The 24,910-nt window shown below is 68.4% G+C and carries 35 protein-coding genes; 34 read left to right on the plus strand and 1 reads right to left on the minus strand.

Annotated features, from left to right (window positions below):
- Window positions 1–84: 84 nt before the first annotated feature.
- From J2X60_RS14900 to J2X60_RS14925, 6 genes are all read left to right on the plus strand, one after another.
- A complete protein-coding gene (locus J2X60_RS14900; RefSeq protein WP_309888546.1) occupies window positions 85–447 on the plus strand; it encodes a hypothetical protein in 363 nt (120 codons plus the stop codon).
- Window positions 444–821: a hypothetical protein gene (locus J2X60_RS14905; protein ID WP_309888547.1), complete on the plus strand. Its 378-nt coding sequence runs from the start codon at window positions 444–446 to the stop codon at window positions 819–821. Before J2X60_RS14900 ends, J2X60_RS14905 begins: the two co-directional genes overlap by 4 nt.
- A complete protein-coding gene (locus J2X60_RS14910) occupies window positions 818–1,174 on the plus strand; it encodes a hypothetical protein (protein ID WP_309888548.1) in 357 nt (118 codons plus the stop codon). The genes J2X60_RS14905 and J2X60_RS14910 overlap by 4 nt, the downstream gene beginning before the upstream one ends.
- Window positions 1,171–1,416: a hypothetical protein gene (locus tag J2X60_RS14915; protein ID WP_309888549.1), complete on the plus strand. Its 246-nt coding sequence runs from the start codon at window positions 1,171–1,173 to the stop codon at window positions 1,414–1,416. The genes J2X60_RS14910 and J2X60_RS14915 overlap by 4 nt, the downstream gene beginning before the upstream one ends.
- 151 nt (window positions 1,417–1,567) lie before the next feature.
- On the plus strand, window positions 1,568–1,894 hold the full coding sequence (locus J2X60_RS14920) for a hypothetical protein (protein ID WP_309888550.1): 327 nt from the start codon (window positions 1,568–1,570) through the stop codon (window positions 1,892–1,894).
- 49 nt (window positions 1,895–1,943) lie between these two features.
- Window positions 1,944–2,888, plus strand: a complete 945-nt coding sequence (locus J2X60_RS14925) for a hypothetical protein (RefSeq protein ID WP_309888552.1) — start codon at window positions 1,944–1,946, stop codon at window positions 2,886–2,888.
- Here the strand turns inward: J2X60_RS14925 and J2X60_RS14930 are convergent.
- A complete protein-coding gene (locus J2X60_RS14930; protein ID WP_309888554.1) occupies window positions 2,885–3,118 on the minus strand; it encodes a DUF3263 domain-containing protein in 234 nt (77 codons plus the stop codon). The two genes, J2X60_RS14925 and J2X60_RS14930, sit on opposite strands and share 4 nt — an antisense overlap.
- A 452-nt stretch (window positions 3,119–3,570) precedes the next feature.
- Here J2X60_RS14930 and J2X60_RS14935 point away from each other — a divergent pair, with 452 nt between their 5' ends.
- From J2X60_RS14935 to J2X60_RS15070, 28 genes are all read left to right on the plus strand, one after another.
- A complete protein-coding gene (locus J2X60_RS14935; RefSeq protein WP_309888556.1) occupies window positions 3,571–3,693 on the plus strand; it encodes a hypothetical protein in 123 nt (40 codons plus the stop codon).
- Between the two features lie 2 nt (window positions 3,694–3,695).
- Window positions 3,696–3,848: a hypothetical protein gene (locus J2X60_RS14940; protein WP_309888558.1), complete on the plus strand. Its 153-nt coding sequence runs from the start codon at window positions 3,696–3,698 to the stop codon at window positions 3,846–3,848.
- Window positions 3,845–4,096 (plus strand): hypothetical protein, encoded by a 252-nt coding sequence (locus tag J2X60_RS14945; RefSeq protein ID WP_309888559.1) that lies wholly within the window; start codon window positions 3,845–3,847, stop codon window positions 4,094–4,096. Before J2X60_RS14940 ends, J2X60_RS14945 begins: the two co-directional genes overlap by 4 nt.
- 1 nt (window position 4,097) lies before the next feature.
- Window positions 4,098–4,313, plus strand: a complete 216-nt coding sequence (locus J2X60_RS14950) for a hypothetical protein (RefSeq protein WP_309888561.1) — start codon at window positions 4,098–4,100, stop codon at window positions 4,311–4,313.
- Window positions 4,314–4,735: 422 nt separating this feature from the next.
- Window positions 4,736–5,188, plus strand: a complete 453-nt coding sequence (locus J2X60_RS14955; RefSeq protein WP_309888563.1) for a hypothetical protein — start codon at window positions 4,736–4,738, stop codon at window positions 5,186–5,188.
- Window positions 5,188–6,804, plus strand: coding sequence for a terminase large subunit domain-containing protein (locus tag J2X60_RS14960; protein WP_309888565.1), 1,617 nt, complete (start codon window positions 5,188–5,190; stop codon window positions 6,802–6,804). The genes J2X60_RS14955 and J2X60_RS14960 overlap by 1 nt, the downstream gene beginning before the upstream one ends.
- Before the next feature lie 16 nt (window positions 6,805–6,820).
- Window positions 6,821–8,233 (plus strand): phage portal protein, encoded by a 1,413-nt coding sequence (locus J2X60_RS14965; RefSeq protein WP_309888567.1) that lies wholly within the window; start codon window positions 6,821–6,823, stop codon window positions 8,231–8,233.
- Complete coding sequence (locus J2X60_RS14970) at window positions 8,217–9,260, plus strand: hypothetical protein (RefSeq protein WP_309888569.1); 1,044 nt, start codon at window positions 8,217–8,219, stop codon at window positions 9,258–9,260. Before J2X60_RS14965 ends, J2X60_RS14970 begins: the two co-directional genes overlap by 17 nt.
- An 87-nt stretch (window positions 9,261–9,347) precedes the next feature.
- On the plus strand, window positions 9,348–9,956 hold the full coding sequence (locus tag J2X60_RS14975) for a hypothetical protein (protein WP_309888571.1): 609 nt from the start codon (window positions 9,348–9,350) through the stop codon (window positions 9,954–9,956).
- A 13-nt stretch (window positions 9,957–9,969) separates the two neighbouring features.
- The gene (locus J2X60_RS14980) at window positions 9,970–10,368 is read left to right on the plus strand and encodes a head decoration protein (protein WP_309888573.1); all 399 of its coding nucleotides are present in this window, start codon (window positions 9,970–9,972) and stop codon (window positions 10,366–10,368) included.
- 12 nt (window positions 10,369–10,380) lie between these two features.
- On the plus strand, window positions 10,381–11,412 hold the full coding sequence (locus tag J2X60_RS14985; RefSeq protein WP_309888574.1) for a major capsid protein: 1,032 nt from the start codon (window positions 10,381–10,383) through the stop codon (window positions 11,410–11,412).
- The gene (locus tag J2X60_RS14990; RefSeq protein ID WP_309888576.1) at window positions 11,412–11,732 is read left to right on the plus strand and encodes a hypothetical protein; all 321 of its coding nucleotides are present in this window, start codon (window positions 11,412–11,414) and stop codon (window positions 11,730–11,732) included. The genes J2X60_RS14985 and J2X60_RS14990 overlap by 1 nt, the downstream gene beginning before the upstream one ends.
- A gap of 73 nt (window positions 11,733–11,805) precedes the next feature.
- A complete protein-coding gene (locus J2X60_RS14995; RefSeq protein WP_309888579.1) occupies window positions 11,806–12,177 on the plus strand; it encodes a Gp19/Gp15/Gp42 family protein in 372 nt (123 codons plus the stop codon).
- Window positions 12,177–12,569, plus strand: a complete 393-nt coding sequence (locus J2X60_RS15000) for a DUF6093 family protein (protein ID WP_309888581.1) — start codon at window positions 12,177–12,179, stop codon at window positions 12,567–12,569. Before J2X60_RS14995 ends, J2X60_RS15000 begins: the two co-directional genes overlap by 1 nt.
- Before the next feature lie 9 nt (window positions 12,570–12,578).
- The gene (locus J2X60_RS15005; protein ID WP_309888583.1) at window positions 12,579–12,962 is read left to right on the plus strand and encodes a hypothetical protein; all 384 of its coding nucleotides are present in this window, start codon (window positions 12,579–12,581) and stop codon (window positions 12,960–12,962) included.
- Window positions 12,959–13,375, plus strand: a complete 417-nt coding sequence (locus tag J2X60_RS15010; RefSeq protein WP_309888585.1) for a hypothetical protein — start codon at window positions 12,959–12,961, stop codon at window positions 13,373–13,375. The genes J2X60_RS15005 and J2X60_RS15010 overlap by 4 nt, the downstream gene beginning before the upstream one ends.
- 30 nt (window positions 13,376–13,405) lie before the next feature.
- Entirely contained in the window at window positions 13,406–13,681 is a 276-nt protein-coding gene (locus tag J2X60_RS15015; RefSeq protein ID WP_309888587.1) for a hypothetical protein, read from the plus strand.
- A 1-nt stretch (window position 13,682) separates the two neighbouring features.
- Entirely contained in the window at window positions 13,683–14,213 is a 531-nt protein-coding gene (locus tag J2X60_RS15020; RefSeq protein WP_309888589.1) for a hypothetical protein, read from the plus strand.
- A gap of 88 nt (window positions 14,214–14,301) precedes the next feature.
- On the plus strand, window positions 14,302–14,895 hold the full coding sequence (locus tag J2X60_RS15025) for a hypothetical protein (protein WP_309888591.1): 594 nt from the start codon (window positions 14,302–14,304) through the stop codon (window positions 14,893–14,895).
- A 152-nt stretch (window positions 14,896–15,047) separates the two neighbouring features.
- On the plus strand, window positions 15,048–15,332 hold the full coding sequence (locus tag J2X60_RS15030) for a hypothetical protein (protein WP_309888594.1): 285 nt from the start codon (window positions 15,048–15,050) through the stop codon (window positions 15,330–15,332).
- A gap of 43 nt (window positions 15,333–15,375) precedes the next feature.
- Complete coding sequence (locus tag J2X60_RS15035; protein ID WP_309888595.1) at window positions 15,376–19,311, plus strand: phage tail tape measure protein; 3,936 nt, start codon at window positions 15,376–15,378, stop codon at window positions 19,309–19,311.
- The gene (locus J2X60_RS15040) at window positions 19,311–20,162 is read left to right on the plus strand and encodes a phage distal tail protein (protein ID WP_309888597.1); all 852 of its coding nucleotides are present in this window, start codon (window positions 19,311–19,313) and stop codon (window positions 20,160–20,162) included. The genes J2X60_RS15035 and J2X60_RS15040 overlap by 1 nt, the downstream gene beginning before the upstream one ends.
- Window positions 20,163–20,178: 16 nt before the next feature.
- The gene (locus J2X60_RS15045) at window positions 20,179–21,207 is read left to right on the plus strand and encodes a hypothetical protein (RefSeq protein WP_309888599.1); all 1,029 of its coding nucleotides are present in this window, start codon (window positions 20,179–20,181) and stop codon (window positions 21,205–21,207) included.
- Window positions 21,208–21,216: 9 nt separating this feature from the next.
- A complete protein-coding gene (locus tag J2X60_RS15050; RefSeq protein ID WP_309888600.1) occupies window positions 21,217–22,341 on the plus strand; it encodes a hypothetical protein in 1,125 nt (374 codons plus the stop codon).
- The gene (locus J2X60_RS15055; RefSeq protein ID WP_309888602.1) at window positions 22,341–23,417 is read left to right on the plus strand and encodes a tail fiber domain-containing protein; all 1,077 of its coding nucleotides are present in this window, start codon (window positions 22,341–22,343) and stop codon (window positions 23,415–23,417) included. The genes J2X60_RS15050 and J2X60_RS15055 overlap by 1 nt, the downstream gene beginning before the upstream one ends.
- Window positions 23,417–23,656, plus strand: a complete 240-nt coding sequence (locus J2X60_RS15060; protein WP_309888616.1) for a hypothetical protein — start codon at window positions 23,417–23,419, stop codon at window positions 23,654–23,656. Before J2X60_RS15055 ends, J2X60_RS15060 begins: the two co-directional genes overlap by 1 nt.
- 59 nt (window positions 23,657–23,715) lie before the next feature.
- Window positions 23,716–24,495: a hypothetical protein gene (locus J2X60_RS15065; RefSeq protein WP_309888617.1), complete on the plus strand. Its 780-nt coding sequence runs from the start codon at window positions 23,716–23,718 to the stop codon at window positions 24,493–24,495.
- A complete protein-coding gene (locus J2X60_RS15070; protein WP_309888618.1) occupies window positions 24,495–24,890 on the plus strand; it encodes a hypothetical protein in 396 nt (131 codons plus the stop codon). The genes J2X60_RS15065 and J2X60_RS15070 overlap by 1 nt, the downstream gene beginning before the upstream one ends.
- Window positions 24,891–24,910 lie beyond the last annotated feature (20 nt).

Below are 24,910 nucleotides of genomic sequence, written 5' to 3' on the forward strand. Positions count from 1 at the left end.
GACCCTATCCATCACCGACCCCACACGGCGAGCACCCCGACCAGGGGTGCTCGCCGTCCTTCGTTCCCCGAGGAGGAACACGACATGGCCGAACTGACCACCGACCAGCGGGTAGCGCTGGCACTCATCCCCACCATGCAAGCCACAGCAGTCGCCGAGCAGACCTTCGGCGCTGTCGCCGGCGACGACACCGATCTCGGCCGCGCCGCACAACAGACCGCCGACGTGCAGGCCGCCATCGGTGAACGCGTCCTCGAACTGTCCGAAGCGCTTGCGGCCGGCCGTGTCCGCATCGTCGACGAGAGCGAGCTCGTGCGCGAGATCTCTCGGGTGTTCCGGACGAAGCTCATCTTCGGGCACGGCGGACTCGGGGGAGAGCCGGTCTCGCAGGTGCGCGAGGCGCAGCTCTTCCTGGAGGAGCTCAAGGACCGCGGGGTGATCCGATGACCGTCACCAGCATCGACGCCCACATCAGCCGCCTCGTCCTCGACGAGCGGATCCGACAGGACGTGAAGTGGGGCGACCCCAGGGATCTGCCGAACGGCACCGGCCCGGACAGTCTCCCGCTCGCGTTCCTGCAACCGATCCTCGAGGGCGACATCTACTCGACGGCCGTGGAGATGCAGTCCTGGGCGAAGGAGCACACCGACAACGCCATGCACCTCGGCCGCGTCACTTACGCGGACATCCTCAACGAGGAGTACCTCGAGGCGCACGCGGAGGACGACCCAGAGAAGCTCTTCGACGAGCTGATCCAGGTGGCCGCGGTCGCGCAGAAGTGGTGCCGCGCCCTGATCGAGCACCAGGGGGTGCAGCGATGACCGCGCGGCAGACCTTGCGCCGGTGGTGGCGCGACCTGTGCGCGTCGTTCGCTGCTCTCGCGGATAGCACGGCCCGGGATGTCCGGCTGCGGCTGTACGGGGACCCGAAGACGGTCGAGGACCTCGGCATCGCGGCAGCGAAGGCCGGCCTCACCGTCGAAGAGGTCGAGGCGGCGGTCCGCGTGTATCGCCGTGCGGAGTGGCTTGAGATGGCGGGTCGCTCGCTGGTCGGTGTGTACCGCGACATCGAGACGCTGCAGAAGGTCCGCGCCGCCCACATCGACTACCGACGCAGCGGCGACGCGCGCGAGTTCGAGCGGGTACTGGGCGCGCTGCTCGGAGTGAAGTCGTGAGGCTGCCCGAAGAGATCATCGCCACCGTCCGCACCGCCCAGGCGCAGCTCGTCACAGACGGACACGGGGACCTGGCGCAGGAACTGGCCGACGCCGTCGCCGCGATCCACGCGCGGGAGCTCGACAACCACCACGCCGCCGACATGTGCCCGTACTGCACACCCGATCCGGCGCAGCGCCGACACGACAGCGTCGACATCGACGGCGCGATGCGCCAGCTCTTCCCGGAGCGCTACCCCTGATGCTCGAACCCCTCCACCAGCCCGGGGAGCGCTGCGTAACGCAGTGCAAGGAGCTCCCCGAGCTGTGCCCCAACAACCAGCCATCACCATCACGGCGAGCGCTCCGGCAGCGGAGCGTTCGCCGTCGTCGTTCCCGGACCAGGAGAGACCCATGACCGAACATGCCCGTCCTCAGCCGACACCGAAGCAGCGCGCCGCCCTCGTCGAGATGGTCAACCGCGCACGCGACCAGCACGGCGTCGAAGCCATTCCAGGCTGGACCGAATCTCACCCGTGGTGGCTCACCAGGTACCGGGACGAAGCGCGCCCCGGGCGTGGACACGACATGGACACCGTGCTTTGCACCGGAGACCACTTCGTGCAGATCGCCCTCGACCCGTACGGCTCAGGGGTCCTCTCCGTCGCCTCTGTCGACTGGATCCACTCCGACGCGGACGACGACTGCCACTGCGACGAGTGTTCCCGCCTCAACGCATGACCACCACCGAACAGCCACAGCGCTCGCCGCAGACCTCGAAGGAGCACCCTTGAGCACTGACGTCTCCCACGACACCGACACCACCGACGACGCCGCGATCGGCCTGGCGGTCTCCGCGTCCTACGCCCGGGCGAAGCTCGTCAACGCCGCGGACCTCGTCGCCCACGTCCGCGGGCAGGTCGCGCCGGGCAGCGCCCAGCCGTCCGACGGTCAGCCCCGAGCATCAAGCGCCGAGGCACCGCTGCCGATCCGGGTGGACCCGCTCGAGGCGTCCGACCGGGTGTACGCGCACCTGCTGAACTGGGTCCACTACTGGGCACCGGTCCTGCAGATCCAGCCTCCCGTCGCCGCCACGTACGCGTGGGCGACCGACGATGGCCCCCAAGGCTTCCGGTCCACGGTCACGCCGCTCGGCGCGTGGGGCCTCACGCAGACGCTCACGACGTGGCTGCTGCTGCACCACGACGCGATCCGCCGGCAGCCGGACGCTGGCGTCTACTTCGCTGCGGTCGACGACTTCCTCGGTCAGCTGCGGGCACGGTTCCCGATGCGCGCCCCGAGAGCACGGCCGACGCTGCCCCGGCCGTGCCCCGTCTGCGCGACGGAGACCATGACGATCGAGCGCCGCGGTGACCAGGTGTCCGACATCGCCCTGGTGTGCAGCTACTGCGCCTTCGAGGGCGACGCGAAGGCACTGCTCAAGGACCGAGGCGTCCGGTCGCTCGTCACCGACATCCGGATCGAGGAGGCACCCGAGCCTGCCGAGTGGTGGACGAAGAAGCAGGCGCTTGACCAGATGCGCCTCACGTCTCAGACCTTGAACCGGTACATCCGCGAGGACGGGCTGGCAACGCAGACGACGGACGGGACGGTGTACGTCCGCGCCGGCGACCTGCGGGACATCTGGCGAGGGAAGCAGGTGCAGCGCCTGGCGACGAACATGCGGCGGCCGGTCGGCGCGGAGCCAGCGCCCGCGGGGGAGGTGACGGCCTAGAGCTGGCGGGCGGCGCGGCGGGTGACTCCCGCTGTCGTCGCCCGCTCCACGCGGTGCGCGACCTGCGCGTACTCGGCGACGACATCCTCACGGCGCACGAGGCCGAGGAGACGCTGCTGGTACCGCACCCACGACATCGACAGCTCGGTCCGGATCGCGCCCTCCTTGCGGCGATCGTTCCGCGGGTGTGCTTCCTCGAAGGCGAGGATCTGCCGCTCGTCGTTCGTCATGCGGCCATCATCACCCCAGCCACCGACACGCCGGACCCGCGTAGTTGTGCGCCTGTTCATTCGTCGGTTAGTGTGTCCGTGACATCGCATGCCCGCCCGGGAAACCGGCGGGCATTTGTCGTATCCGGAGATCACGCCAAGAGCGACCCGGAGGCCGAGCGAGGCAGCAAGCGCCGCCCGCGACAATCAGGCCAGCCCGGATGGGCGACAGGACGCGTCACTGCGTCCGGCCGGACAGTGACCGGGTCGTCTCCGTCAGCGGACGTCACACTTCCCCGTGCCCGCCGACACGCACCTTGCCCGCACCTGCCGCCGTCCCCGCCCTGTCACGGCGGGGCAGCACCGGCCGCACAGCGAACCACCGCACGCGGCGCGAGCACGAGGAACACACTCCCGCGTCGCACTCGTTCGGGTCGAGGGCGACGCGGGGCTCACCCACCAGGAGCGTCAGCGTGGACGACCCAGACCTCAGCGCACACAGCACGCGATCGAACGTGCCCCGCCCGACACCGCCACCCGAGACTGTCGCCGAGATCAACGAGGTGATGGCCGACGTCATCGAAGACAGGAGCTGACCGTGAGCGCACGCTTCCCCGTTGGCTCCACCGCCCTGCACCGCGAGCAGGCGTGGCAGGTCGTCGGTCTTCGGGGCGGCACCCGCAAGCTGCGCAGCCTCGACGGACGGACCACCGTCTACGAGGCCGCTGATCGTCTGCGTTCAGCGCCGTGAAGATCCGCCACGCGCTCAGCCTCAGCATCACACGCAACCGCCATCATGACGACGGCGAGGAGCAGTTCGAGCACCGCGACAACGACACGGCGATCGAGGCAACGTACGGCGGCGACGAACGGCTGCACCGCATGGGCTTCTACACGCCACCTTCCGATCCGGATGGACGCGTCGGCATGCAGTCCGCACGCGTGCAGTATCACCCGCCGATCCGTTCTGGCTTCCGCCCCAACCACGAAGAGGACTGACGTGCGACAGGAAGAACATCTCAAGCGCGTGGCCGAGGTCGGTGAACGGTACGAGGCACGCATCCGCAACCAGATCGGCACCATCAACCGCATCCTCGCCGGTGGCACGTACGACGCCGAGATGGAAGCGCTGCACGTCCAGCTCGCCGAGGTCACCGCTGAGCGTGACCGGCTCCTCCTCGCGGGCAACGCGAGGACGCATGGCTCGAGTCTGTAGCGAGCCTGGTTGCCCAGCGATCATCCCCACCACCGGCCGATGCCCGACACACGCCAGGCAGAGGGACCAGGCACGCGGCACACGGCAGCAGCGAGGCTACGACGCCGCGCATGACCGGCTGAGGCGCGAGTGGGCACCGAAGGTCGACTCCGGCACCGTCAAGTGCTGGCGATGCGGTGAGCCGATCAAGGCCGGACAGCCCTGGGACCTCGGCCATGACGACCAAGACCGACGCCGCTACCGCGGCCCTGAACACGTCCGCTGCAACCGTGGAACGCACGGTAGAAGCGCCTCCAACTGACTTTCGGCCCCAACATATCGATATATGGGGTGGGGAGGGAGCCCCCGGTGCCCCGTCTTCGGGACCGCCGGGGAGGTGTCTCGCAGTTCACAGACCTGAAATGTTGCCCAGAGGGGGGCTGATGAGCATGCCCGATGCTCCCAAGCGACAGTCCGCACCGGCCGGCCTCGGCACCGGTGGGCGCAAGCTGTGGACCTCCGTGACGAGCGAGCACACGCTCGACGTCACGCAGCAGGTCACCCTCACCGAGGCGTGCCGTGCGAAGGACCGCCTCGACAAGCTCGACCAGCTGCTCCGCGGCGAGGTCGACACCTGGGCGAAGCTCACCCACAACACGCGGACCGAGGACTACGAGCTCCGGATCGACCAGGCGCTGTCGGCTGCGAACGCGACGGCGAACCTGATGAAGCAGCTCATCGCTTCCCTCCGGCTGCCGGACAGCGAGAGCGGCAAGCGCCCGCAGGCCCGCGGCGGAGCGCGAGGCGCGTACCAGTCGAGTGGCGCGAGCACGCCCACCGGGCCCGCTCGAGTGTCCAGCCTCGAACGTCATCGGGCGCGGTCGGCAGGTAGCTGATGTTTGCGCCGCTGTTCGAGGGTCAGGTCTGCTCCCTCGGCTACGCGGCGATCGACTTCATCGAGCAGTACATGGTGCACGGCCCCGGCGACATCGAGGGCACCCCCGTCGAAGTCGACGACGAGATGGCCGACTTCCTCATCGAGATGTACCGCCTCGACCCGGAGACGGGTCGCCGCGCGTACGACGAGGGCGTCCTCTCTCGCCCCAAGGGCCGCGCGAAGTCAGAGATCGCCGGCTTCGTTGTCGTGTGGGAGGCCTACGGCGAGTGCCGCTTCGACCACTGGGACGAGGCCGGGCAGCCGGTCGGTCGGCGCGTGACGTCGCCGATCATCAAGTGCATGGCGACCGAGGAGTCGCAGGCCGGCAACACGTTCGAGAACGCCGCGTACATCGTGAACTGGGGCATGGAAAACATGCCCGAGGTGTACGCCGGCTCGGGCGGGATCCGGCAGGTGCATGCCGCGACCACGATCTACCTGCCGGACGGCGGGTACATCGCTGCGGTCACGTCGGGTGCTGCGTCGAAGGACGGTGGCAAGGAGACGTTCGCTGTTGCTGACGAGACGCACCTCTACGTGCTCAAGGAGCTCAAGCGGATGTTCGAGACGATGTCTCGGAACCTCTCCAAGCGCAAGCAGGCCGAGCCGTGGCTGCTGCAGACGTCGACGGCGTACCGGCCGGGTGAGATGAGTGTCTTCGAGGACACGCTGACGGCCTGGCGGAAGAAGGAGCTCTCGAACCGGGTCCACGTGGACCACCGGGAGGCCAAGGGCAAGATCGACATCGCCAACTACGAGCACACGATCAAGCAGTTGAACTACGTGTACGGCGCGTCGGTGCCGTGGCAGGACATGGACCGCAAGTGGCGGGACATGAACGACCCGCGCAAGTGCCCGGACGAGGAGACCGCAGCCCGGTACTACCTCAACCGGCCGCTGTCGTCGTCGGATGCGTGGATCCCCGCTGCGATCGTCGAGAAGCAGGACGCCACGCAGCCAGGCGAGGGCAAGGACACCCGGGAACGGCCTGACACGGAGCTCGCGCCCAAGGAGTCGATCGCGCTCGGCTTCGACGGCAGCCTCAACGACGACTCCACGGTCCTCATCGGCTGCCGGATGTCCGACGGCTTCCTCTTCCCGATCGGCATCTGGGCGAAGCCCGCTGGGCCCGCCGGCATGTGGTGGGAAGTGCCTCGGTCCGAGGTGCTCGAGACGATCCGGCAGACGTTCAAGGCCTACACGGTCTCTCGCCTGTACGCGGACCCGCACGAGTGGCGGACCGACATCGACGACCTCGAGCAGGAGTTCGGGGAGACCGTCATCCCATGGGCGACGAGCCGCTACGTGCCGATGGCCGCGGCGCTCGACCGACTCCACGTCGACCTCAAGACGGGGCAGGCGTGGCACTCGGGCGACCCCGTGTTCATGGAGCACTTCCGGAACGCCTACGTGAAGAAGCGCGGCCCGCACCGTCTGGTCGGCAAGGAGAACCCGAACAGCGAACGCAAGATCGACTCCGTCGTCGGAGCCGCCCTCGCGTACGAAGCACGCGCCGACGCCATCACCGCCGGCTGGAAACCCCCCACGAAGTCCAAAGTCCGCGTCTGGCGGTAGCAGAAGGAGGCGACGCGTGATCGAGAACGCCGAAGCAGTCCGCGATCGCCTCCTTCGCCGGCTGAGCCAGGAGCGCCGCTTCCTGACCCGGTACGACGACTACTTCGAGGGCGAGCAGGGTCTCAAGTACCTCGCGCCGGAGGTCCGAGAGCAGATCGGCACACGACTGGTCGACCTCGTCATCAACCTGCCGCGGTACACGACCGACGTCTACGAGAACCGTCTCGACATCATGGGGTTCCGGTTCCCCGGCAAGGACGACGGCGACAAGGACCTCTGGGACGTCTGGCAGCACAACGACGGCGACATGCTCTCGCAGCAGGCGCACCGAGACAGCCTCGCCATCAGCCGCTCATACGTCCTCGTCGGCGAAGGCGACGACGACGTGCCGCTGATCACCGCACAGTCCGCATTCGATGCGATCCACGAGGACGACCCCCGCACACACAACGTGCGATACGGCGTCAACCAGTGGACCGACGAAGACGGAGCCCGCTGGGTGAACCTCTTCTACCCGACCGGGCGCACCACCTGGGTGAAGAAGCCGAAGGCGACCGGCTGGACCGTCGACGGCAAGACCGAGGAGAACACCTTCGACCTGCCCCGACTCGTCCCGCTGATCAACGACCCGCGCATCCTCGGCCGGCGCGTGCCGGGACGGTCCGACCAGCGGCTCGGCCGTTCGGTGTTCCACGACCTCATCGGCCCCACCGAGGCGCTCAACAAGAACCTCACCGACATGCTCGTGTCGGGCGAGTTCCACGCGATGCCGCGCCGCTGGGCGACCGGCCTCACGGAGACCGACTTCGTCGACGAGGCCGGCAAGCCGCTCGATACGTTCTCGCTCATCGCCGGTCGACTCTGGGGTGTCGAGAACAAGGACGCGAAGTTCGGGCAGTTCGCCGAGGCGAGCCTGGACAACTTCCACGCGACCGCGAAGCTGCTGGTGCAGTTCGCGTTCATGCAGCTCGGCTTGCCGGCGCACTACCTGCCGTTCGTCGGCGACAACCCGGCGTCCGCCGATGCGATCCGGTCCTCGGAGTCGCAGCTGGTGAAGCGGGCCGAGCGGAAGCAGTCCGTCCTGTCGACGCGGTGGGAGCGGGTGCAGCGCCTGGTCCTGCTGACGCAGGGCAAGCCGGCGGACGAGAAGGCGCGCCAGATCGAGACGATGTGGAGCGACCCGGCGACGCCGACGTTCGCGCAGAAGGCAGACGGCACGGTGAAGCTCGTCCAAGCCAAGGACTCGTCCGGCCGGTCGATCATCACCGTCGACCAGGCACGCGAAGACCTCGGCTACACGCAGGGACAGCGCGATCGGATGCGCGACGCGGACGCTGCGGCGGACGACTCGACTCTCGCCGCGGGAGTGAGAGCGGCGGCGGATGCCGAGCGTGCGGCGGCAGGAGTGGACAGTGGCGTCGCCGTTTGACCTCGCCCGCCGGCACCAGCGCAGTCGGATTCTCATCGCCGCCGCGGCGGTGGAGCGCGCTGCCGCGTCGTGGCGTACGGCGGACTTGGACTACCTCGAGGCGTCCTGGGGTGTCATCGCCCCGGTCCTCGTCGATCAGGTGTCGGAAGCGCAGCGCGTCGCAGCAGCGCAGTCCGACGCCTTCGTCACCGACGCGGTAGCAGCGCAGGGCGGCGACGCCGGCAGCGCGACCGTCAACCCGGACGCGTTCACCGGAGTCATGATCGACGGCCGCGAGATCGGGCCAGCGATGTACGGGGCCGTGACGACCACGAAGGCTCTGGTCGGGCGCGGGCTCGCCGCGCCACGGGCATTCGAAGCGGGCGCATCGTTCCTCGCCACGATCGTGCAGTCCGCGATCGCTGACGCCGGCCGCCAGTCGGACCGTGTCTCGATGATCGGGAAGCAGATCACTCGGTACGTCCGAGTGATCTCGCCCGGAGCATGCTCGAGATGCGCGATTCTCGCCGGAACCGCCTCCGCTGAGAAGGCGTTCGACCGGCACCCGAACTGCCACTGCACCGCCTGCCCGCTTCCGGAGTGGGACTCACCGGTACCCGGCGGGTTCTTCCGGTCCGCTGACGACTACTTCGAGTCGCTCAGTCTGTCGGAGCAGGACCGCGTCTTCACGAACGCCGGCGCGGAAGCGATCCGGCACGGCGCGGACATCCAGAACGTCGTGAACGCCCGACGGAACGCGGTCGGGCCCGGGGGACTCACCGAGGCCCGCTCCGGCCTCCGCGCGCCGCTCGGGTACGACGCGGACGGCAACCGGATCAAGGTCTACGCGACCAGCGAAGGCACCACGATCCGCGGGGCGTACGGACGCGCGCAGTACCGACGTCAGCAAGAGATGACGAAGGCCGCTGGCGACCGATACCGGCGCACCACCAGCCTTCGCCTCATGCCCGAGACGCTCGTGCAGATGGCCGGCGGCGACGGCGACAAGCTGCGCCGGCTCCTCAAGCAGTACGCGTACATCAACTGACTTCCCACCGTCTCCGGTGGAAGCGCCCACGCGCAGCGCATGCGCGGTCATGCCGACGGGCCTACGGAACGAAAGGGTACAGACCCCATGTCTGGAATCGAACAGATCACGACCTCCCCGTGCTTCGGCCCGCGCAAGCTCAGCCGACTCGAACTCATGGGGATCCGCTTCGCCGACGCGGGCGGCACCGGTGACGAGGGTGCGAACAACACCTACACGCCGCCGGCGACGCAGGAAGAGCTCGACCGCATCATCGGCGACCGACTCGGACGAGAGCGCGACAAGTTCAAGGACTTCGACGTGCTCAAGGACAAGGCCTCGAAGTACGACGCGGCGCAGGCGGCGGGCGGTGCTGGCTCCGGCCAGAACGACGACGTCACGCAGCGGCTCAGCCAGTTCGAGGAGCGGGTGACCGCAGCCGAGAAGACCGCGAACGAGACGCAGACCGAGCTCGAGACCACCCGGGTCGAGCTCGTCCGCAGCCAGGTCGCGCTCGACAAGGGCATCGCGAAGGACGACCTCATCCTGCTCACTGCCACGACGAAGGAAGACCTCGAGAAGCAGGCCGACCGGATCGTCAAGCTCAACGCCGGCTCGGGGAAGATCCCCGGTCAGGGTGCGGGCGGTGGATCGGGCAGCGGCACGGTAGCCGCAGGCCGCGAGCTGTTCGACAACAAGCACAAGAAGACCACCTAGAAGGGAATCCCACATGCCCCGTCTCACCTCTGAGACCTTCGGCGGCGGTGACCAGTCCTGGCTCGGTTCGGCTCACGGCATCGGCAACGCGCGCACGGAGACGATCGACATCTCGGCTTTCACCAAGGCCACGCACTACCCGGACGGGTACATCCCGTCCGGCATGCCCCTCGCGAAGGTTGGGGGCCTCATGGTCCCCTACGACCCGACCGCGGGCACGACCACGGACGCCGGCATCCTCGCCGGTCACCTCTTCACCGACTTCAAGGTCAGCGGCACCGCCGACCTGCCGGCCCCGGTCCTCGACCACGGCCGCGTGAAGACGGCGAAGGTCAAGACCATCCTCGCCGCCCTCGCGAACTTCGCCGCCCCCTCGGCCGCGAAGAACGCGACGACCATCGTCTACATCTAGGAGGGATGACCAGTGGCACTCTGGACTGACGTCATCGACCCGGCCACTCTGACCGGGTACGCCCGCGCCTCCCTCGAGGAGTACGAGAAGCGCAAGGGCTCGCTCGCCCAGTACCTCCCGAACCTCAACGTCGCCGACGTCGTGGTCCGGTTCGTCATGGGGCAGACCGGCCTCGTGCAGGCCGCGAGGTTCCGTGCATTCGACGCGGAGCCCGAGGTCGGCAAGGCACCGAAGGGCAAGCGAGTGACGCTCGAGCTGCCCGCACTCGGGCAGAACATCCCGATCGGCGAGTACCAGCAGCTGCGGCTGCGCAACGCCCCCGAGGACCAGATCCTCAGCTCGGTTCAGAAGACGACCGACGTGGTTGTCCAGGCCGTCGCCGACGCGATCGAGTACCTCCGCGGCGTGGTGCTCAACACGGGCAAGGCGACGATCGACCAGGACAACTTCAAGTCCGAGGACGACTTCGGCCGTCCCGCCGGCAACCGCGTCACCGCGGCGCAGGTCTGGTCGGACAAGACGGTCAGCCGTCTCGCCGACCTCGAAGCATGGTCGGACACCTACCGCGACGCGACCGGCGAGGACCCGGGGTCGATGCTCATGTCGAACCGCGTGTTCCGTCTCCTCGCTTCCGGCGACGAGTTCGCGACGCAGCTGCTCAACGGCGCGTCCCGACCGGCGACGGTGGAAGAGGTCAACGCGCAGATCGAGTCGGCGGGCCTCGCGCCGATCACCCGGTACGACCGCAAGGTCGACATCGGCAGCGGCGCGCAGCGTGTCCTCCCGGACAACAAGCTGCTGCTCCTGCCGGCACCGACCGACCCGAACTCGGACGCACCGAACCCCCTCGGCAACACCTTCTGGGGTCAGACGCTGACCTCGCAGGAACCCGAGTGGGCCATCGAGGCCTCGGAGCAGCCCGGCGTCGTCACCGGCGTGTACCGCAACGAGAAGCCCCCGGTCATCGCCGAGGTCATCTCCGACGCGATCGCACTGCCGGTCCTCGCCAACGCCGCCCTCTCGCTCGACGCGGCGGTGGTCTGATGGTGAGCCTGCTCAGCAACGTCCACGTCCGCGACGAGCACGGCGCGAGCCACGTGTTCGGCCCGGACTCCGAGGTCCCCGAGTGGGCGCAGAAGCGCATCACCAACCCGGCCGCCTGGGACGGTGACGCGCCCTCGTTCGAGGACGACGAAGAGATCGACGAAGCCGACGAGAACGAGCCCGCTCGTTCGGGTCGCGGCTCCGGGCTGCCCGTGTGGCAGGCGTACGCGAAGAGCCTCGACATCGAGGTCCCCGAGGACGCCGACCGAAACGCGATCATCGCGCTCGTCGACAAGCACAAGGCCGACACCCAGGAGTGACGGCAACGCGGCGGCCACCTCAGTCGAGGTGGCCGCCGCCCCACAACTTCGACACACCGACCCGGGAGGTGCCATGCCCTGGCCTAACGTCGTCGAGAACGACATCGTGTCCCGCTTCCGCGCCCTCGACTCGGGGGAGCAGGCCGTCATCGACACGATGATCGACGACGCCGAAGACATCGTCCAGGATGCCGCCGCAGCCGTCGGCATCGACGCACCCACAACGGAACGCGGCCAGCGGGCCTACAAGCGGATCGTCGCCGCGGTCGTCATCCGTGTTCTCCGGAACCCGGAGGGATACCTCACCGAGACGCTCGACGACTACACCTACCGCCGCGACAGTGCGGTCTCCGCCGGAGTGCTCTACGTCTCCGACGCGGAAGTCGAGCAGCTCCGGCCCACCGCCCGACGTCGCCGCGGCGCGTTCACGATCGTCCCAAGCTGATGGGCAGCACTGTCCTCGAGCGCGGCCGCTCCCTCGCAGAGCGCCGCATGACCGACACCTGCAGAGTCACGCGGCGCGTCGACGGCGGCATCGACGAAGCCACTGGGAAGCGGATCACCGTCACCGAGACCGTCTACGAAGGTCCCTGCACCTTCAAGGCCGCCCAGGTACAGGCAACCACCGCCGAGCAATCCGGGCAGCAGCTCGTCATCCAGGACGCAACGCTGAAACTGCCCATCGCCACCTCGACTGACGTGACCAAGGGGCACGACGTCGAGATCCTCTCATCGGCCACCGATCCGGGGCTCGCCGGCACGACGGCACGAATCGTCGGCCCGTTCGCCTCCGCCTACACGACCGCACGCCGGTTCCCCGTCACTGTCACAACGTAGGAGGCCACTGTGAGCGCCGACGACCTCACGAAGCTCGCGCGAGACCTCGGCACGGTCCCCGACAACGCTGGTGAGTTCCTCGACAAGGCCGTCGAGGTGTCCGCCCGCAACATCAAGGACGCGTGGAGGGACAAGCTCGAGGGCGCGAACCACCTTCCGCACGGATCCCGCACCATCACCTACGACACGCAGCGCACGCGTCAGTCCCGGTCCGCCGAGATCGGTGCCGAGCGTGGCAGGTCGCAGGCTCGGTTCGTGAAGGTCGTCGAGAACGGCGCGCCCACGCTCGGCGCGCGCGGCTACGGCTCCGGAGCGCTCCGCGACGAGGAATCCGGCTTCGACCGCGGCGTGGAGAAGGCGATCGATGACGCTCTGAAGAAGGCCGGGCTGTGACGCGCGCGGAGACCGCTGCCGTCGTCGCGCTCCTGCACGCCGACCCCGCGCTCATCGTCCACGTGATGCGCGCACCCGACAAGGCCGCCACCCCGTACGTCCTAGTGCGTCCCGGCGTCACCAGCGACAGCCAGGAACGCCTCACCGGCGACCACGCCGTCCGCTGGCTCGAGTGGTCGGTCATGGCAGTCGGGGCGGACCACGACGAGTGCGCGTGGGCCGTCGAGCACATCGACGCCGCACTCCGCCCCAGCGGACGCGGCGCAATACCGACCGTGGTCGGTCGCCGGTGCGGCCCGATCCGCCGCGACGTCCTCCACGAAATGGACATCGACGACGACACATCGCCGCCGCTGACCTACCAGCCGGCGGAGTACAGCTTCCGATCCGCCCCTCTTCCGAGCCCCGCCTGACCGCGGGGCTTTCGCATGTCAGGAGACGTCATGTCCGACCCCATGGTCACCGTCATCGGTCCCCACAACCGGCACATCGAGGTGCACGCGAGCACGCAGAAGGCGCTGCCGGACGCGTTCCCCCTCGCTCCAACGAAGACCCCCGCTCCGAAGAAGCCGCCCCGGAAGACGGCCGCGAAGCGCACCAGTACCAAGCGAGACGAGCCGCCGACGACCGGACCGGTCATCGAAGCCCCGTCCACGCCTGACTCGCCGGCAACCGCCGACGAGAACACCACGGTGGAGACCCCGAAGGAGGCCCGCTGAGATGGGCATCAACACCACTTCCGTCAGCACCTCCGTCCTCGCGGACGGCAACCTGACCGTCCTCGGCGCACCCGCGTCAGTCCTGACCGCGGGCAAGAAGCTCACCGACCTCAAGGTGTCGGACCTCGAGGCGAACACGTTCCTCGATCTGACCTACGACTTCACCGCCGGCTCCGGTTGGGCCGACGGCCGCACGCAGGAGTCCGTGAACGACGACCGGCTCACCGCCCCGACCGTCTTCACCAAGCCCGGCAAGATCACCGACACCCTCACTGCGCAGTACGTCTACGGCGGCGAGGACACCGTCGCCGACCCGCTGCTCGTCGAGGGCGCGTTCATCGTCTTCGCAGTCCGTTGGGCAGTCCCGCACGACCAGGACATCTCCGCCGAGGACAAGTGGGACCTCTGGTACGTCCAGTGCGGTGTCAAGGCGAAGGACCAGCCCGCCGCGAACGGCGTCTTCACGAAGACGCAGAGCTTCTTCATCCAGAAGTTCCGTGTCCAGCGCGACGTCACCCTCGCCGCGGCCTGACCTCTCGGTCCCCCCTACTCCCGTGCGGGCGGTTCCACCGTGCCGCCCGCACGGGCCCTTCCTCTCACGGTGGCTAAGAACGAACACGGTGGAGAAGAACATGGACTTCAACGACAAGCTCGCCAAGGCCAAGCAGAGCCGGGAAGAGCAGGGGCCGCCGACGCGGACCGTGACTGTCACCCTCGACCAGGACGTCTCGACGCGCCTGGTCGACCTCGAGGCGCAGCTCGAGGCCGAGAAGCAGAGGCCCCAGGACGGTCGGCTGGCGAAGAAGTCCCCGATCGCGGTCCTGCAGGAGCAGATCGACGCCGTCAAGGCGGAGTACATCGACACGCTCGTCGACCTCAAGTTCACCCGCATGGAGGGCACCGGGTGGAACGACCTCACGATCATCAACCCGCCCCGCGAGGACTCCCTCCCCGACAAGCTGATCTTCGGCTACAACATCCACGCCGTCACCCGTGCAGCGGCCGTCGTCTCTGGCGTGCTCATCGAAGACGACCAAGAGCGCGAGCTCACGCAAGAGCAGTGGGACGACCTGTTCGTCCTGCTGTCCGGCAAGGACAACGAGAAGATCGCGAACGCCATCTACGCCCTCAACGAGGGCGAGAGCGAGCGGGCGGTCGAGCTGGGAAAAGCGCTGCGGGACGAAACCCGCGCCTCCGAGAAGAAGTCCGCCTAGCCGTCCGCCTCGGGGTCTCCCCAGCCCGGCTCCGTGGCAAGGAGCCGGGCGAGACCCACACTCCCATCTACGACGACGACGGACGGCTCGTCTCCGTCCGCGTCGAGCGGGATTCCGAGTGGACACCCGACCAAGTCGCGCTCATCCGCGGCGTGGAGGCGTACGAGCGGTCGCTCGACCCGAACGGAATCCCGATCGACGTCGCGACATCCCCGGACAACGACCCGGACAACCCCAACGGCACCGGCTACTTCCGCGCCGGCGTCCCTGTCACCGACCCCGACGGCGTGACGACGTGGGGACCGATCATCAACCTCGCCGAGAAGGCCCGCCTCGACCGGATGGACGCGTACCGCGAGGCACTCGGGGAGAACGCGAACGTCAACGGCGTGACGTTCCCGGTGGTGCTCGTACCCCGCGAGAAGCGCGAGGCGTAGCGGACCGCACTCACAACCGAACAGCAGGAAGCGAGATCCCCCGATGGCTGACCGCGTCGTATCCGTCTCCATCCGGGCAGAGGTCTCGAACTTCCTGACGAACTCGGCCAAGGTCCGGCAGGCCGCGGAGCAGACCGCGACGGCCGCGCAGAAGCTCGAGAAGCAGCACCAGGCGTTCGAGAAGGTCGGTGCCGGCATCACCACGATCGGCGTCGCCGCGGCGGCCGCCGTCGCGATCGCCGTGAAGTCGTTCGCCGACTTCGACGCGCAGATGTCGCAGGTGCAGTCCCTGTCGCACGCGACCGCGTCCGAGATGGACCGGCTCCGCAACGCCGCCCTCACCATGGGGCAGGGCATCGGCTTCTCCGCGACCGAGGTGGCGGACGCTGAGACTGAGCTCGTCAAGGCCGGCATCTCCGTCAAGGACATCCTCGGCGGCGGACTCAAGGGTGCCCTCTCCCTCGCTGCGGCCGGTCAGATCGAGGTCGGCCGGGCAACGGAGATCGCCGCGTCCGCGATGACCCAGTTCGGGCTCAAGGGCAAGGACGTCCCGCACATCGCCGACCTCCTCGCCGCCGGCGCGGACAAGGCACTCGGCGGCGTCGAGCAGCTCGGGCAGGCGCTGCAGCAGTCCGGTCTCGTTGCGAATCAGTTCGGTCTCAGCATCGACGAGACCGTCGGCACCCTCGCCGAGTTCGCCCAGAACGGCCTCATGGGCTCCGACGCCGGAACCTCGCTCAAGCAGATGTTCCTGCAGCTCGCGACGCCCACCAAGCAAGCCACCGACGCGATGAAGAAGTACCACATCAGCGCGTACGACGCGCAGGGCGACTTCGTCGGCATCACCGCGCTCGCCGGCCAGCTCGAGGCCGGGTTCAAGGGCGTCGACTCCGCATCCCGCGACTCCGCCCTCGGCATCATTTTCGGCTCCGACGCCATCCGCGCCGCGAACATCCTGATGAACGACGGCGCAGCGAAGAACGAAAAGTGGATCCGGTCTGTCAACGCAGCAGGCTTCGCCGCAGCGCAGGCAGCAGGCAAGACCGACAACCTGAACGGCGACGTCAAGAAGCTCGGGGCAGCCCTCGAGTCCGGACTCATCAAGTCGGGTTCCGCATCCAACGAGATGCTCCGCTCGCTGACGCAGAACGCGACCGGGTTCGTGCAGGCAATCGGCAACGCCCCAGAGCCACTCCTGGGCCTGGGGCTCGGCCTCACCGCACTGGTCGCTGCCACAGCGCTCGCTGGGGGCGGCTTCCTCTCCCTGGTCCCGAAAATTGCAGCCGCGAAGGCCGCGATGAAGGACCTTAGGATGACCGGTGGGACCGTCGCCCGAGGGTTCCTCGGCGGCACGACTCTCATCCTGGGCATCGCTGCGGTCACATCAGCAATCGCCAATCTCGGCTCCGAGGCGGAACTCTCCGAGGGGCAGCTCCGCAAGCTCAACGCCGCGATGACGGCATCCAACCCGAAGTCACTGAACCAGCAGTTCGTCGGTGGCAGCTCAGTCGGCTTCGACCCGATCTCCTCGAAGGTCACCACCGCTCGGGGAGCTTTGAAGGCGCTGAACGACGACGCCCTGAACATCAACTTCTCGAAGTTCACGGACGGCCTCAGTTTCGGACTGATGCACACCGCGGACACAGCGAAGCGGTTCGAGGCCCAGTTCAAGCAGATGGGCACGACTCTCGCGACGACCGCGGAGTCCGATTTCGGTTCCGCCACGAATGGCTTCAACACGCTCGTCAAGCAGATGGGTGGCGGGAAGGAGACCGCAAAGCAGCTGCTGGACCGGATGGGCCCCTACAAGGATCAGCTCGAGGCGCTCGCGGCGTCGGCCGGCAAGACGGCCAGCGAGCAGGATCTGTTGAACCTGGCGCAGGGTAAGGGCAAGCTCGCGGCGCAGCTCGCCGCGGACTCCACCGCTGCTCAGAACAAGCAGCTCGCCGAGCTGTCCGGTGTCGCGTCGCAGGCAGACGATGACATCTCGAAGCTCGCGGACCAGATCCGGAACTTCGGGTCGACCCAGTTCGATGCCGAGTCGACTGAGTCGGACTTCCGCGCGGCCATCGACGATGCCACGGCGGCGTTGAAGGAGAACGGGCGCACCCTCGACGACCACACGGAGAAGGGTCGTGCCAACGGGGATGCTCTCCGCAAGATCGCTCAGGACGGCATCGCCGCGGCCGGAGCGCTCTACGAGAACGGTGCCTCGACCGACGAAGTCGCCGCGAAGATGCAGGAAGCTCGCGACGCGACAATCAAGGCGGCCGAGGGATTCGGCATGTCCGGCAGTGCGGCGAAGGAGGCCGCTGACCGGTACAAGCTCATCCCGGGCAACGTGAAGACCGTTCTGGAGTCCAGCGGATTCGAGAAGGGCAAGAGCGACGCCGACAAGGCCAAGAAGGCAGTCGAGGCGGTCCCGCGATCGAAGGTCACGCAGCTCAAGGGCGACATCTCCGACGCGCAGAAGAAGATCAAGGATCTCGAGGCCAAGCTCTCGACGGTCCCGAAGTCGAAGTCCACGACGCTCCGCGCGGAGATCGCGGACGCCCGCGCGAAGCTGACCGAGCTGCAGACGAAGCTGAACAGCATCAACTCGAAGACCATCACGGTCACGACGGTCACGAACAACGTCGTCGCCGATGGGTCTCCGGGCAAGGGTGCCGGCGTCATGCTGCCCAAGAAGAAGGCCGGCGGCGGGTACATCTCGGGCCCCGGCACGTCGACGTCAGACTCGATCCCCGCGATGCTCTCGGACGGCGAGTACGTCATCCGGGCAGCGGCAGTCCAGAAGTACGGCGTGCACACGTTCGACCAGATCAACGCTGCGCGGTACGCATCCGGCGGCTACGTTACAAAGCTCGCCTCGGGTGGGTCGGTGTCGAAGGCGCAGAAGGCCGCTGCGGCCGCGGAGAAGGAGCGGCAGAAGCGACTCAAGGCCGCCCGGGCAGCGCAGTACCGGGCTGCTGCCGCGAGGCGCAAGAGCTGGTCGGACGTGTACGACTTCAACACCGCGATGCGTACCGGTCAGCTGACTGGCTCCAACGCGGTGCAGCGGGCGTTCAGCCTGGCGACGGACACCCGCTTCCCGGAGAAGTTCCGGGACGCGGTCGGTCGTGTTGCTGACCAGTCCGAGAAGAAGATGCTCGCGCTCGAGAAGCGGTCGACGTCGGCTGCTGCGGCGGTCGAGAAGGCATCGTCGAAGCTCACGGACCTGAAGTCGTCCGCGACGTCGATGGCGTCGGCGGTGCAGTCGAAGCTGTCGGACGTGTCGGTCGGGGACTCCCGGTCGGCGTCGTCGCTGCTGCGGAGCTACACGAACCGCGCGGCGAAGCTCAAGGTGTTCCAAGGGCTGCTGACGACGCTGCAGAAGAACGGCATCGCGCCGGCGCTGCTGAACGAGATCGCGTCGCTCGGGGTCGACGAGGGCATGCCGCTGGCGCGGTCGCTCGCGGCGGCGTCGAAGTCGCAGATCGCGGACATCAACAAGCAGTACGCCGCCGTCCAGTCGACGTCCACGGCGATCGGGTCGCAGGTCGCGGACGCGAACTTCGGGAAGCTGATCGACGCCGCCGAACGGCAGCTGCGTGAAGCGAAGACGAACGCGTCCGGCATCACTCGGGCGATCACCGACGAGTCGCGGAAGCTGCAGAAGGTCATCGGCCGGGCGCTCGGCGTCCCGGGCTACGCCTCCGGCGGCTACACGGGCGCGTACGGCGTGAACGACGTCGCGGGCATCGTGCACGGCCGCGAGTTCGTCGTCCGAGCCGGTGCCGCCGATCGGCACCGGGCGCTGCTTGAGCAGATCAACTCCGGCCGGCCCCTGCAGTACATGACGCCGAATGCGGTGTCGTTCGTCCGGCAGGGCCCGGAGCGGGTGATTCACCGCGAGGGCAACCACTACAACCTGTCGGTTCAGGACCCGACCGCTGTCGCTCAGGCGATCCAGCGGCGGGAGGATGCGGAGTACGTCTGATGCTCGACACCGACCAGCTGTCGTTCACCCTCGGCGGGATCCCGTTCGGCGAAATCGACGAGTTCGGCGTCGACTGGTCGATCGAGAAGTTCGACGGGTGGATGGGCGCGACGAAGTCGACGTCCGAGATCACGCAGAAGCCGCGCCAGTCCGGCGGGTGGCGATCGACCGGGTACTCCGGTGCTCGGTCGATCGCCGCGTCCGGGCGGATCTACGCTCCCGACGCTGCGGCGCTGGCGGACGCGTTCGACCGGCTGAACGACGCGATCCCCGCGGGAGTCGACCGGACGCTCGTCGTCACGTACGCCGGCACCACCCGGTGGGTGACGGTGCAGCAGTCCGACGACGTCCTCCCCGGCTGGGAGACCGACGTCATCGGCACCTGGTCGATCCAGGTCGCGTCCACCGACTGGCGGAAGTTCGGCGAAGCCGTCACCGGCTCGACGAAGCTGCCGTCGACGTCGGGCGGACTCACGATCCCGTTCACGATCCCCTTCACCATCGACGCCGTCACCGTGACGGGGCAGGTCGGACTCGTCAACCCGGGCAACGACTCCGGACCTGTCGTCCTCCGCGTCGATGGGCCCTGCGTCGGACCGATCATCACCCACGCCTCCACGGGCAAGGCGCTGGTGTTCTCCAGCTCGCTGGTGCTGCAGGCCGGCGAGTTCCTGCTCATCGACATGGACGCCCGCACTGTCCTCGCGAACGGGCAAGCGAACCGCGCCGGGTACATCACCTCCCGCGGCTGGTCGGCCTTCGACCCGGGCGACAACACCTGGGCGTTCACCGCCGCGCAGTACGACCCCAACTCCCAACTGACCGTCTCAGCGGTCCCGGCCTGGCGCTGACGCGCGGAGGTAACTGATGGCTTACAGGATCTGGCCGATCGCAGCGGTCACCGGCAACCCCGCCTACGACGGCCGCAGCCTGCGGCAGACGACCGCCGGTGTGCCGCTCGCCGGCGCAACCCCGAACCGCCCGCTCGGGTTGCGCTCCGGCGTTCGCCCGGGCACTCCGGCGTCGACGGTGACCGTGGCGGGTACGACGGTCACCGTCGCCCCGTTCGCCGGCGCGATCGACGTGCAGGCCGCAGCAGAAGCCGGCGGGTACCTGTTCTCGTCGGACGCGAACGTGACCAAGGCGCTCACTGCCGCCGACCAGAACAACCCGCGCGTCGACATCATCTACGTGCTGATCAACGACCCCGCCGAGGGCAACGGCGGCACGCCGTCGTTCACCGTCGAGTACCTCGCCGGTGCTGCGGTCGCGAACCCAACCGCCCCGGCGACGCCGACGCGTGGGTTCGTGATCGCGCAGATCAACGTGCCGTCGAAGACGGCGGGCGGCGCGGCCACCGTGACGTGGGTCGCGCAGACGCTCACCGCCGCCGGCGGCATCGTCCCCGTCCGCAGCGTCGCCGAGCTCAACGCGCTCCCGGCGTACGCCGGCATGTACGCCGACCTCACCGCCAACGCGGACAACACCACCTTCGCGCTCGGTCTGTACCGCTACAGCGGCACCGGGTGGGTGCTGGGGTCGGGCTTCACCGACACGGGGTGGACGGCGCTGCCGTCGCTCTCCGGCGGGTACAACAGCACTGCGTCCCAGGCGGCTGAGGACCGCGTGCACGGGGCGACGGTGAAGCGACTGGACCTGCACGGGCAGATCAACCGCAACTCGGGCAACAACGTCTCCGTCGGAGACCGCCTGGCGACCTTCCCAGCGGGCCAGCGACCGAAGCAGCTGGCGTACTTCACCTGCGCTTCCAACGCGGGCGTCTCGGTGATGCTCTCGATCGACCCGACGACCGGCAACCTCACCGTGTACCGCATCACCGGCGGCACCGCGACGTACATCATGCTCGACGGCATCTACTGGCTCGCCGAGCAGTAAGGGGCACGCGTGTACTCCTGGCTCTCCGTCGCAACGCTCACCGGACGCGTGCTCGCCGAGCTCCCGGACTTCGACTGCGCGCAGGTGTCCAAGCAGATCGGAGCCGGTACCACCGCCTCCGGGAACCTGCCGCTGACCGATGACACACCACCCGAGTGGCCGCGCGCGATCCTCGAGGGTGGGGCCGCGCTCGTACTCGTCGACGAGGACAGCGGCATCCCCGTCTGGGGCGGCATGATCGTCCACACCAACCCGGACCACACCGACAAGGTGCCCATCTCGCTTGCCACGTATGAGACCGGCTATCTCTCTCGCCGGTTCGTCGGCGACGTCGACTACGACCAGACCGGCGCGGTCGACATCGCGATCGACCTGCTGCAGCGGTTCGTCCTCACCGGATCCAACGGCGGCATCCCGATGCGCATCGTCGTCGAGGGAGCGTCCCGTGGCGTAGTGACCGACCAGTCGTACCAGGACACCTCCGACAAGACGGTCCTGTCGGCGCTGCAGGCACTGTCCGCCCTCGACGGCGGACCCGAGTGGACGATCAACTGGGAGACGCTCGACTCCGGGCAGACGTACACGCCGGTGTTCCGGATCTCCGGCACCAGCCTCGGCACTCGCGTGGCCGCCGGGCACAGTGCGTCCGCGACGTTCGAGATCCCGGGCCCGGTGTCGTCGGTGTCGCTCGACCGCGACTACACGGACGGCAACGGCGCGAACGACATCATGGCGACCTCCACCGCGTCCGGCGCGTCCCGCCCGCAGTCGGACCACGTCGTTGTCCCGGATCCGAACCGGCCCACGTTCGAGGACCGGTTCACGCCCGACACCGGCATCGACGATCTCGACGACAAGCTCGACTCCTACGCCCGCGCCCGGGCCGCGCAGATCGCTGGCGGCACCCTCACCCTCGCGCTGACCGCGGCCGTCGAGAACGCACCGAAGCTCGGCGTCGACTGGTCCGAAGGCGACGACATCGGCTACGTCGTCGGCGGCCTCGACCGGTTCGACCGTGACCTCGTCCGCGCGTTCCCGGGCGGCATCAGCGGCGTCGTCCGCACCGCCGGGTGGGTGCTCGACCTGTCCGGCCTCGAGCAGGTCACCCCCGTACTGGAAGGACCCGACGCCTGATGGTGAACATGCCAGGCAAGTCGAAGACGCCGCAGCGCGTCCAGAACGTCGAGCAGCAGATCCGCGAAGGACTCGCGTCCGTCGCGCAGTCGTTCGCGAAGTCGATCAACGACCTCTACACGCGCATCCTCGCCCAGATCCAGGGGCAGTTCTACGACAAGGCGACTGCGGACGGCCGGTTCGCGGCGAAGGCACACAACCACGCCGCGTCCGACATCACCAGCGGCGGCACCACCGGAGCTGGCTTCACCGTCGGCGGCAACCTCGGCGTGAACGGCGGCGTCTCCGCCACGGGCGGCATCACCGCAACCGGCGGCGGCGTCAGCGCTTCCGGACCGCTCAGCGGATCCTCCGTCTCCGCGTCCGGCGGCGTCAGCGGAACCACCGTCACCGCGACCGGAGCCGTCAGCGGCGGCTCCGTCGCATCCTCGGCTGACCTCCGCGGCGTGAACCTCTACGCCACCGGCGCACCCGGGTACGTCATGTCCGGCACCCGGGTCGCCGGCTGGTGGGAGTCCGCCACCGGCCGCGCCGGCACCGCGTCCTCGTCCCGCCGCTTCAAGCAGGACATCGAGCCCGCGAACATGGACGTCAACGCCATCCTCGCCATCGAGGTCGTCCACTACCACTACATCGCCGAGATCCGGAAGCGCGACGACCCCACCTTCGAGGACTACGTCGGCCCCAGCTACAAGGTCGCCACCGAGGTCGGCGTCATCGCCGAGCAGCTCCACGCCCTCGGCCTCTGGCAGTTCGTCGTCTACCAACGCGAGAACTACACCGAGCCCCGCACCCGGCCCGCCACCCTCACCAAGCCCGTCCTCGACGAGGACGGCAACCCGACCCTCGACGACGCCGGCAACCCCGTCACCGAGCAGTACGAGGGCGAGGAGGAGTACCTCCTCTACCTCGACCGCCTCAAGCTCGACGACGCCGGCAAGCCCATACCCGACGGCGTGCACTACGAGCTGCTCGCGCTCGCCACCATCCCGGTCCTGCAGGACCACGAACGCCGGATCGCGGCGCTCGAGCGCGCCGCCACGACCGCGACCCCCGACACGAACCAGGAGAAGTGATGGCCACCTTCGAGCAGCGTCCTCCGCGCATCGAGGCCGAGTTCTACGACGGCACGAACGCTGCCGACATCGCCGACAAGGTCGGCGGCACCGTCGGCCCCGACGGGAAGCTCTGGGCCGCGATCTACGGGCCCGGCTCGTCCGCGGAGGTCTGGTACCCGTCCTACGTCTGGCAGCTCTACGGCGAAACGCTCGCCCAGGACAAGGACGTCTTCGAGGCCGCCTGGAAGGCCGTCTGACCCCGCACCACCCGCTGAGCCGTCCCGTTCGGGGCGGCTTTCTTCATGAGGAGGCCCGCATGGGCAAGTTCAGCGTCGGGCCGTCGTCGTACGGCGACCTCCGCGGCGTCGAGCAGTTCGTCGCCACCGCCCGCATCGCCCTGCAGGTGCTGTCCGTCATCGCGGACTTCAACGCCTGGCAGAAGGACCGCGGCGCGACCGGGGCACTGTCCGTCAACGAGGGCATGCGTTCCCGCGCCCGGCAGACGTACCTCTGGCTCCACCGAGTCGCGCTGGCGATCGTCGTCGCGCTTCCGTTCACGTCTCGCCACGACGAGGTGCTGCACGGCAACGCGATCGACTTCGGCATCACCATGCCAGACGGCACGAACCGTGCGCTCACCACGACCGAGTTCGCGAAGCTTCACGCCCTCGTCGAGGCCCGCGGCGGCACGTGGACTGGCGTGAACTTCGGCGAGCCCTGGCACCACGAGATGGCGACCCGCGCCGAGCAGCTCGCCCCGTACCCGGACGCCGCCGAGCGCGTCGCAGGCACCGCACCCACCAGCACCACCAACACCCTGATCACGATCGCGGAGACAGAGGACATGATCCGACTGCTGCAGGACCCGACCACGAAGAACTACTACCTCGAGAACATGCTCACCGGCGTCGCCGAGCCCGTCACCGAGAAGGACGACGTCACCGACCTCACCATCGTCCTCAAGGGCAAGGGGCGCATCGCCAAGCGTCGCCTCGACCAGCTCAACGAGCGCTTCTTCCGGAAGGTCGGCCCGTCCGGCCTGTTCAACCTCGGCGTCCGCGCCGGCATCTTCACCGCACCGAAGGAGAACAGCTGATGGCTGACCACGAGCTCACCAAGCCAAAGAAGTTCGACGTGCAGGATATCTGGCACAAGGGCCAGCGCGTCCTCCGCACCGCGTTCACGACCATCCTCACCGCGCTGCCAATCGTCCCGCAGATCGTGCAGATCGTGCAGGGGCAGTGGCCGGCTGCGACCGGCCTGACCGCGGTCGCGGTGCAGGCCGTCGCGATCAACTCCGCGCTGACCGCCATCATCGCGATCCCGCAGGTCAACGCCTGGCTGACCGTCATCGGCCTGGGCTCCGTGCCGCGGAAGGTCGCCAAGGAGACCGCGGCCGCCAAGAAGTCGGAGCTGCAGCCGGCACAGTTCGCCCCGTCGACGACGGACTACCGGACCGAGCAGGGCGACGACACCACCACGGCGCAGTAGGCCGTGCTCTACAACCCGGG

Source organism: Curtobacterium sp. 320, from assembly GCF_031455235.1.
GTDB lineage: Bacteria > Actinomycetota > Actinomycetes > Actinomycetales > Microbacteriaceae > Curtobacterium.

What these genes read in the sequence shown, in the direction of transcription:
- J2X60_RS14900 (WP_309888546.1), top strand. Translation starts at nt 85, where the DNA reads ATGGCCGAACTGACCACCGACCAGCGGGTAGCGCTGGCACTCATCCCC.
- J2X60_RS14905 (WP_309888547.1), top strand. Translation starts at nt 444, where the DNA reads ATGACCGTCACCAGCATCGACGCCCACATCAGCCGCCTCGTCCTCGAC.
- J2X60_RS14910 (WP_309888548.1), top strand. Translation starts at nt 818, where the DNA reads ATGACCGCGCGGCAGACCTTGCGCCGGTGGTGGCGCGACCTGTGCGCG.
- J2X60_RS14920 (WP_309888550.1), top strand. Translation starts at nt 1,568, where the DNA reads ATGACCGAACATGCCCGTCCTCAGCCGACACCGAAGCAGCGCGCCGCC.
- J2X60_RS14930 (WP_309888554.1), bottom strand. Translation starts at nt 3,118, where the DNA reads ATGACGAACGACGAGCGGCAGATCCTCGCCTTCGAGGAAGCACACCCG.
- J2X60_RS14955 (WP_309888563.1), top strand. Translation starts at nt 4,736, where the DNA reads ATGAGCATGCCCGATGCTCCCAAGCGACAGTCCGCACCGGCCGGCCTC.
- J2X60_RS14960 (WP_309888565.1), top strand. Translation starts at nt 5,188, where the DNA reads ATGTTTGCGCCGCTGTTCGAGGGTCAGGTCTGCTCCCTCGGCTACGCG.
- J2X60_RS14975 (WP_309888571.1), top strand. Translation starts at nt 9,348, where the DNA reads ATGTCTGGAATCGAACAGATCACGACCTCCCCGTGCTTCGGCCCGCGC.
- J2X60_RS14980 (WP_309888573.1), top strand. Translation starts at nt 9,970, where the DNA reads ATGCCCCGTCTCACCTCTGAGACCTTCGGCGGCGGTGACCAGTCCTGG.
- J2X60_RS14990 (WP_309888576.1), top strand. Translation starts at nt 11,412, where the DNA reads ATGGTGAGCCTGCTCAGCAACGTCCACGTCCGCGACGAGCACGGCGCG.
- J2X60_RS14995 (WP_309888579.1), top strand. Translation starts at nt 11,806, where the DNA reads ATGCCCTGGCCTAACGTCGTCGAGAACGACATCGTGTCCCGCTTCCGC.
- J2X60_RS15000 (WP_309888581.1), top strand. Translation starts at nt 12,177, where the DNA reads ATGGGCAGCACTGTCCTCGAGCGCGGCCGCTCCCTCGCAGAGCGCCGC.
- J2X60_RS15015 (WP_309888587.1), top strand. Translation starts at nt 13,406, where the DNA reads ATGTCCGACCCCATGGTCACCGTCATCGGTCCCCACAACCGGCACATC.
- J2X60_RS15020 (WP_309888589.1), top strand. Translation starts at nt 13,683, where the DNA reads ATGGGCATCAACACCACTTCCGTCAGCACCTCCGTCCTCGCGGACGGC.
- J2X60_RS15035 (WP_309888595.1), top strand. Translation starts at nt 15,376, where the DNA reads ATGGCTGACCGCGTCGTATCCGTCTCCATCCGGGCAGAGGTCTCGAAC.
- J2X60_RS15040 (WP_309888597.1), top strand. Translation starts at nt 19,311, where the DNA reads ATGCTCGACACCGACCAGCTGTCGTTCACCCTCGGCGGGATCCCGTTC.
- J2X60_RS15045 (WP_309888599.1), top strand. Translation starts at nt 20,179, where the DNA reads ATGGCTTACAGGATCTGGCCGATCGCAGCGGTCACCGGCAACCCCGCC.
- J2X60_RS15055 (WP_309888602.1), top strand. Translation starts at nt 22,341, where the DNA reads ATGGTGAACATGCCAGGCAAGTCGAAGACGCCGCAGCGCGTCCAGAAC.
- J2X60_RS15060 (WP_309888616.1), top strand. Translation starts at nt 23,417, where the DNA reads ATGGCCACCTTCGAGCAGCGTCCTCCGCGCATCGAGGCCGAGTTCTAC.
- J2X60_RS15065 (WP_309888617.1), top strand. Translation starts at nt 23,716, where the DNA reads ATGGGCAAGTTCAGCGTCGGGCCGTCGTCGTACGGCGACCTCCGCGGC.
- J2X60_RS15070 (WP_309888618.1), top strand. Translation starts at nt 24,495, where the DNA reads ATGGCTGACCACGAGCTCACCAAGCCAAAGAAGTTCGACGTGCAGGAT.